Origin of the sequence: Actinomyces sp. Z5 (assembly GCF_003287795.1) — a bacterium.
GTDB lineage: Bacteria > Actinomycetota > Actinomycetes > Actinomycetales > Actinomycetaceae > Actinomyces > Actinomyces glycerinitolerans.
Map to the genome: position 1 here is coordinate 21,236 of NZ_QMIN01000042.1, position 6,000 is coordinate 27,235.

The window sequence follows — 6,000 nt, forward strand, 5'->3', positions numbered from 1 at the left end:
GACCTCGGCGAGAAAGAGGCGGGGCGACGGAACGGGGCGGCACCGGAGAACCGGCACCGCCCCGTCCTGTGGAATTCCGCCCGAGCCGGTGGGCCCGGGGCACGCGCTTACGCCGAGTGCGGCGAGGCGGGCGCCTTGCGGGAGGTCAGCACCTGGTCGACTATGCCGTACTCCTTGGCGGCGGCGGCCGTCAGGATCGTGTCGCGCTCGAGGTCGGCGTGCACCTTCTCCACCGGCTGACCGGTGTGGGAGGCCAGGGTCTCCTCCAGCCAGGTGCGCATGCGGTCGATCTCATTGGCGATGATCTCGATGTCACTGGCCTGGCCCTGCACGCCCTCCATGGCGGGCTGGTGGATGAGCACGCGGGCGTTCGGAAGCGCCAGGCGCTTGCCGGGCGATCCCGCCGCCAGCAGCACGGCGGCCGCGGATGCGGCCTGCCCCAGGCAGACGGTCTGCAGCTGCGGCTTGATGTACTGCATGGTGTCGTAGATGGCCGTCAGCGCCGTGAAGGAACCGCCGGGGCTGTTGATGTACATGGTGATCAGGCCGTCGGGGTCCTGAGACTCCAGCACCAGCAACTGAGCCATGATGTCGTCGGCGGAGGCGTCGTCGACCTGCACGCCCATGAAGACGATACGATCCTCGAACAGCTTGGCGTAGGGGTCCTGCCGCTTGAAGCCGTAAGCGGTGCGCTCCTCGAACTGGGGCAGCACGTAGCGGGCCTGCGGTAGCGACTGCGGGTTGATACCCGCGGCCTCGACCTGCCGGGCGACGGCGTCGAAGTAGGGGCGAGAGCTCGTCATGTCAGTTCTCTCCGTTCTGGGTGCCGATCTCGCGGCTGGAGCTCACGATGTGGTCGACGAACCCGTAATCCAGGGCCTCCTGCGCGGAGAACCAGTGGTCGCGGTCGGAGTCGCGGATGATCTCCTCGACCGTGTGTCCGGTGTTCTCGGCGATGATCTCGGACAGCTCCTGCTTCATCTTGATGATCAGGTCGGCGTTGATGCGGATGTCCGTGGCCGACCCGCCCGCGCCGCCGGAGGGCTGGTGCATGAGCACGCGGGTGTGCGGCGTGATGTAGCGCTTGCCGCGGGCGCCGGAGGACAGCAGGAACTGTCCCATGGAGGCGGCCAGGCCGGTGGCGACGGTGACCACGTCGGGCTGGACGTACTGCATGGTGTCGTAGATCGCCATGCCGGCGGTCACGGAGCCGCCCGGGGAGTTGATGTAAAGGTAGATGTCCCGCTCGGGATCCTCGGCGGCCAGCAGCAGCATCTGCGCGCAGATCGCGTTGGCGTTGTCGTCGCGCACCTCGGAGCCGAGCCAGATGATGCGTTCCTTGAGCAGGCGGTTGTAGATGGAGTCGGTCAGGCCCAGGCCCGTCCCAGATCCGTCGGCGGCGGCCGGGGTCATGGCCGCCGGGGGCGTGTGGAGCTCGCTCACGTCAGTCCTTCCGTGTTCGGTGATGCCAACGCTAACCCGCCGGTCGCCCAGCCCATGCCCAGGAACGGGGGCTTTTCGCTCACGGCCCACACGATGGCGCAATCCGACCGAGGTGTGCCGGAGCCCACCGGCTCACCACCCCGCGACGCGGGTAACCTCGACACAGGATTTGAAACGGCTCGAGCGGGAACAAATGCTGCGGTGTGCGCCGCACCCCGGCGCTCGCCCAGGGCCGTCTTCTAACGCCTAAACACCAGCACCCGTCGCGAGAGGAATCCGACCATGCCCACCACGCCCGTATCCGAGTCCCTATTCCGCCTCGGCCTGAATGAGGCCCTGCCGGTCAGCGAGGAGGCCACCACCTCCCGCGTCGTGGTCAACAACGCCGTTCTGCGCACCGTCATCTTCACCTTCGACGCCGGCCAACTGCTCACCGAGCACGCCTCCCCCAAGGCGGTGGTCGTCACCCTGCTGGAGGGCGAGATGGATTTCACCGTCTCCGGGCGCACCGAGCGCATGCATGGGGGCGACGTCATCTACCTCGCCCCGAACGACCGCCACGCCCTGACCGCCGTGACCCCGTGCCGCATGCAGCTGGTCATGGTGGAGGTCGATGACCGGAACAGCAGGAACTGACTGTCTAAAATCCGTTCCTTCCCCGAATGCCTCGTTATTTCGGCACCCGCACGGCTCTGCACACGGAGTGCCACGACAAGCCAATCCGGGACGCACCTCGGGAACCGCTTCGAATCGAATGATCAACCGAGCGGCGCAGTGATTAGCGTCAGCACGAGCCAGACGCCAAATGAGACCACGGGCGCCGCGACCGAAACGATGATCGCGGCAATACCCCTGGAGCGATCCTGGCCACGCGCCACAGCAGTAATCCCCACGCCGAGACCAGCTACCCCAATGACTGTCCAGAGCAGGTTGGACAGTAGAAGCGCAAGATAGACGGTTTCCATCGTTGCGTCCCCGGGGAGTTCTTCCCCGACCGCGGCCCGAGCCTGAAGCGGCCCTAAGTTCAACCCGACAAGCACCGAACACAAGAGCGTCGCCGTAGCGGCAACTGTCGCCAATACAAGCGCGGCCAGGGCCAGTCGACTCTGCGGCACGAGCCCGACAGGGGGTGAGCCCGAGCGACTCTGTTTCTGCGCAATGAACCGCCCCTGGTAAACCATGAACCAACCATACTTACTCCTGCCTGCACTGTTAAGGGCCCCGACAAGACTCCTTAACCAGCGTCCGCGCACGCGGTGCGGCACAGGCAGGCCGCCGCTAGGGCGGCGCTGATCGCTACCGCTCCTGCCGCCCATGGCTGCCATATCTGCCCATCGAGTATCGCGGCGTGTGCCCGCAGCGGCCACCACGAGGGCACCACAGCCGTCAGGAGGCTCCACGGCCCACCTCGCCCCATTACGAAGGCCGGCAACACCAGCAGCACGAATCCCAGTTTGATCGCCGTCACCGCCTGGATCGTCGAATCCGTGAAGACGGCGATGGCCATAGCGGTTGCGCCTGCCAGGGGCGCCCCGGCCAGGGCCAGGCCTGCGCCCGCGCCCCAGCCCAGATCGTTCAATCCGCCTACACGTAGCCCCAGGAGCGCGAGCGGACCGGCGAGCCCCACAGCCAGACCGGCGCGCCAGACCAGATAGCCGCGCAATGACACCGGGGTCACCGCCACGGCCCGCCAGGTGCCGTCCTCCTTGTCCGCCAAAAGCATGAAACCGACTACGGTTCCAATCAGCACGGGAGTGATCACGGCGAATGCCACCGCACCCAACGGCTCCAGCCAGGAGCCCGCGTCCAGGCCAAGATGCGAGAGCGCGCCGACCAGCCCCGGAGCGGCCAGACGCAGCACCGGGGCGACAGCGAGCGGCAGCACCGCCATCCACGACAGCAGCTCATCGCGCGCCAGGCGGCGCAGGTCCAGTGGCGCCATGCGGGCCAGTGCCCGAATCGTCGCCGCGGTGCGGATGTTATTCGGAGCTCCCGACTCGGTGCCGGCCATACCCCTGCGCCTCATGGCTTGCCCCCAACCTTGATGCTGATCGCGTGCAGACGCCGTCGAGCCAATGCCATCCCCACCGCCGCCCAGAGTGCCCCGACGACGACGGCAGGCGCCGCCAGCGCGGTCGGAGCGCGGTCGAAGGCGACCTGTACGAGGACCACTGCGGGCTGTAGGGGATGGAGCCACAACCACCAGCCGCCACCCAGACCCACAAGGGGTAGCACCGGCACGATGAACACCACGGTCCACAATCCCGAGGGCAACAGGAAGGCCGCCACCGTGTCGTATCCGGACACGGCGATCACTCCATAGAGCACCTCGCAGGCGGCCAGCACCAACACGCCCGCGATCAGCGCGGGCCAGTGCCGCGGAAGGTCACCGGCCACCGCCACCAACACCGCCGACTCCACCACCGCCAACGCCCCAAGGGAGACAATCAGAGCGGTCAAGTACTCCTCCTCCCGCGCCGGCGTGAGCGCCCGAGCCGTCAGCACTCCCTCTCCGCGCTCGGCCAGGACCTGCACGGCAGCGAAGTAGAAGCACGTCACCGTCAACTCGCCAAGGAGAAGAATCGGCCACCAGCGGGTTGGCTCTATCCCCGACCCTCGTACCATGCCCGCCACCACCGCCCCGACCAGCACCGCCACCAACCAGTAACCGCCGACCGCTTGGCGCCGCAGATCCAGCAGGAGGGTCGCCGCCGTGCGCTCCACCGCATACCTCATGACAGCTCTCGCCCCGTCACCGCTCGGAACACCTGGGCCAGGTCCGCCTCCTGGCTGTGGAGGGTGTGCACCCGGCGCTCGCGCAGATCGCGGTGGAAGCCCGGGTCATCCGCCAGGCCGTCGAGGGGAAACACGGACCGGCCCCCGTCCCAGGTCAACACCACCTCACGCCTGCCGTGGCGCCGCCGCAACTCGTCAGGCGCCCCCATTTCGACGATGCTGCCGTCAACGACGAAGCCGACGCGGTCACACACCTCCTGGGCGAGGACCATGTCGTGGGTGGTGACGACCACGGTGCAGCCGCGCTCACGTTCACGAGTGATGAGATCAGCCATCTGGGAGGCGGTTACGGGATCCAGGCCCGAGCTCGGTTCGTCGAGGAAGAGCAGTTCAGGACGATGCAGCAGCGCCCGCGCGACGTTCAGGCGTATCCCCATGCCCTTGCTCATCGCCGAGGCGCGCATGCCTGCGTCCTCGGCCAGGCCGAGTAGCTCCAGCAGTTCGTCCGGCGCGCGCGTGTCTGCCGGATACATGCGTGCGAAGTAGGCCAGATTCTCTCGCAGAGTGAGGCAGCCGACGGCCACCGGATGCTCGAAGCCGACCCCTATGCGCTCGTACAGTTCGCGCCCCCATGAGGACAGCTCCCGCCCGAGCACCCGGGCGTCCCCCGTCGCGCCGCGCAGCAGCCCGGTCAAGACCCGTTGCAGGGTGGACTTACCCGCGCCACTCGGCCCGAGCAGACCGATCACCTCTCCGACGTCGACCGTCAGATCGATGCCGTGCAGTGTGGGACCGGCAGCACCTCGGTAGGTGAAGCCGAGGGAGCGAGTGGCGATCGCCTCAGCCATGAGCCCGCCCGCCTGTGCGGTTCTGCGGCCGAGGCATCAACGCGGCTACGAGCATGACGACGACGTCGTCGGCCACCGCCGCGATCTCGGGGCGGTCGAAGGCACTGCCGTCCTTCGCAGCCTGCCGCGGGCTCACCCCGAACCGGGCGACAACGTACTCCGGAACACTCAGCAGTACCTTCTCCATCATCCAGGCGGCGGTTTCGGGGTCCACGTCCGCGCGCAGCTCGCCGCTCTCCTGTCCGGCAGTGATCGCGGCAACCGCCCACCGATGTACGCCCGCATTGACGGTCTCGTCCGAGCCGAGCACGACGGGGGCGTCGGCCGATAGTGCACGCGCAAGCACCGCCCAGCCACGGGGATCGCGCCGGAAGAAGTCCCGGCTGCCCAGGACCATCGCGCGAAGGACCTCATCGAAGGGCACCTCGGGCACCGGCGCGTCCTGGACGTCGATACGCGCGTCCATGAGTTCGCGCACCAGGTGGGTGTAGGCATCGAGCTTGTCGTTGAAGTACTGGTAGAAGCTGCCCTTCGAGATGCCGGCGGAGGCCGTGACGCGGTCGACCGAGGCCTGCGTGTAGGAGTGTTCCGCGAACTCCGCCTTGAGCGCCTCCACGACGCGGGCACGCTTGTCCTGCGTGAGGTTGAAGAACGTGTCCTTGGGCATGAAAACTCCATTCAAACAATATGACTATCCAGTCATATGACTGCCGAGTCATACGGTACGCCGCAGACCCCCGGGCCGCAATGTGTACGCCGCCCATCGGCCGCAATGCGGCTCTTCGTGTTTGGGGTGTGCTCGGTGGGTAGGGCGGGTTCGGTGGGCGTGTATGGGTGAATGTTGGCGTTGGCCGGGGATGGTCGGCGGGTGGTTAGGGGCCGGTCGGGTGAGTGCCCCGGGGGGTGGCGCACGCTCAATCACCTTGCCGCTCCGACCGGTCGGCGGGTTTTGCCTGGTATTTCAATGTTCTTG

8 protein-coding genes are annotated in these 6,000 nt (G+C 67.4%); 1 reads left to right on the plus strand and 7 read right to left on the minus strand.

Features of this window, described 5'->3' with window-relative positions; translation table 11 throughout:
- Positions 1-107 precede the first annotated feature (107 nt).
- Both DRB06_RS04815 and DRB06_RS04820 read right to left on the minus strand, forming a co-directional pair.
- Positions 108-803: an ATP-dependent Clp protease proteolytic subunit gene (locus DRB06_RS04815; RefSeq protein ID WP_108966449.1), complete on the minus strand. Its 696-nt coding sequence runs from the start codon at positions 801-803 to the stop codon at positions 108-110.
- Between the two features lies 1 nt (position 804).
- On the minus strand, positions 805-1,413 hold the full coding sequence (locus DRB06_RS04820; RefSeq protein WP_073327296.1) for an ATP-dependent Clp protease proteolytic subunit: 609 nt from the start codon (positions 1,411-1,413) through the stop codon (positions 805-807).
- A 312-nt stretch (positions 1,414-1,725) separates the two neighbouring features.
- Between DRB06_RS04820 and DRB06_RS04825 the strand changes: the two genes are divergently transcribed.
- A complete protein-coding gene (locus tag DRB06_RS04825; RefSeq protein ID WP_111819266.1) occupies positions 1,726-2,079 on the plus strand; it encodes a cupin domain-containing protein in 354 nt (117 codons plus the stop codon).
- Between the two features lie 122 nt (positions 2,080-2,201).
- Here the strand turns inward: DRB06_RS04825 and DRB06_RS15770 are convergent, their stop codons facing one another.
- The 5 genes from DRB06_RS15770 to DRB06_RS04850 all read right to left on the minus strand — a co-directional run bounded on the left by DRB06_RS15770 (position 2,202) and on the right by DRB06_RS04850 (position 5,694).
- Positions 2,202-2,408 carry a hypothetical protein gene (locus tag DRB06_RS15770; protein ID WP_139240691.1) on the minus strand — a complete coding sequence of 69 codons (207 nt, stop codon included), beginning with the start codon at positions 2,406-2,408 and terminating at the stop codon, positions 2,202-2,204.
- 269 nt (positions 2,409-2,677) lie between these two features.
- On the minus strand, positions 2,678-3,454 hold the full coding sequence (locus tag DRB06_RS04835) for a hypothetical protein (protein WP_073327301.1): 777 nt from the start codon (positions 3,452-3,454) through the stop codon (positions 2,678-2,680).
- A gap of 11 nt (positions 3,455-3,465) precedes the next feature.
- Positions 3,466-4,167, minus strand: a complete 702-nt coding sequence (locus DRB06_RS04840; protein WP_258522145.1) for a hypothetical protein — start codon at positions 4,165-4,167, stop codon at positions 3,466-3,468.
- 8 nt (positions 4,168-4,175) lie between these two features.
- Positions 4,176-5,027, minus strand: coding sequence for an ABC transporter ATP-binding protein (locus DRB06_RS04845; RefSeq protein ID WP_108966445.1), 852 nt, complete (start codon positions 5,025-5,027; stop codon positions 4,176-4,178).
- On the minus strand, positions 5,020-5,694 hold the full coding sequence (locus DRB06_RS04850; RefSeq protein WP_108966443.1) for a TetR/AcrR family transcriptional regulator: 675 nt from the start codon (positions 5,692-5,694) through the stop codon (positions 5,020-5,022). Before DRB06_RS04850 ends, DRB06_RS04845 begins: the two co-directional genes overlap by 8 nt.
- Between the last annotated feature and the right edge of the window lie 306 nt (positions 5,695-6,000).

What these genes read in the sequence shown, in the direction of transcription:
- DRB06_RS04815 (WP_108966449.1), bottom strand. Translation starts at nt 803, where the DNA reads ATGACGAGCTCTCGCCCCTACTTCGACGCCGTCGCCCGGCAGGTCGAG.
- DRB06_RS04820 (WP_073327296.1), bottom strand. Translation starts at nt 1,413, where the DNA reads ATGACCCCGGCCGCCGCCGACGGATCTGGGACGGGCCTGGGCCTGACC.
- DRB06_RS04825 (WP_111819266.1), top strand. Translation starts at nt 1,726, where the DNA reads ATGCCCACCACGCCCGTATCCGAGTCCCTATTCCGCCTCGGCCTGAAT.
- DRB06_RS15770 (WP_139240691.1), bottom strand. Translation starts at nt 2,408, where the DNA reads ATGGAAACCGTCTATCTTGCGCTTCTACTGTCCAACCTGCTCTGGACA.
- DRB06_RS04835 (WP_073327301.1), bottom strand. Translation starts at nt 3,454, where the DNA reads ATGGCCGGCACCGAGTCGGGAGCTCCGAATAACATCCGCACCGCGGCG.
- DRB06_RS04845 (WP_108966445.1), bottom strand. Translation starts at nt 5,027, where the DNA reads ATGGCTGAGGCGATCGCCACTCGCTCCCTCGGCTTCACCTACCGAGGT.
- DRB06_RS04850 (WP_108966443.1), bottom strand. Translation starts at nt 5,694, where the DNA reads ATGCCCAAGGACACGTTCTTCAACCTCACGCAGGACAAGCGTGCCCGC.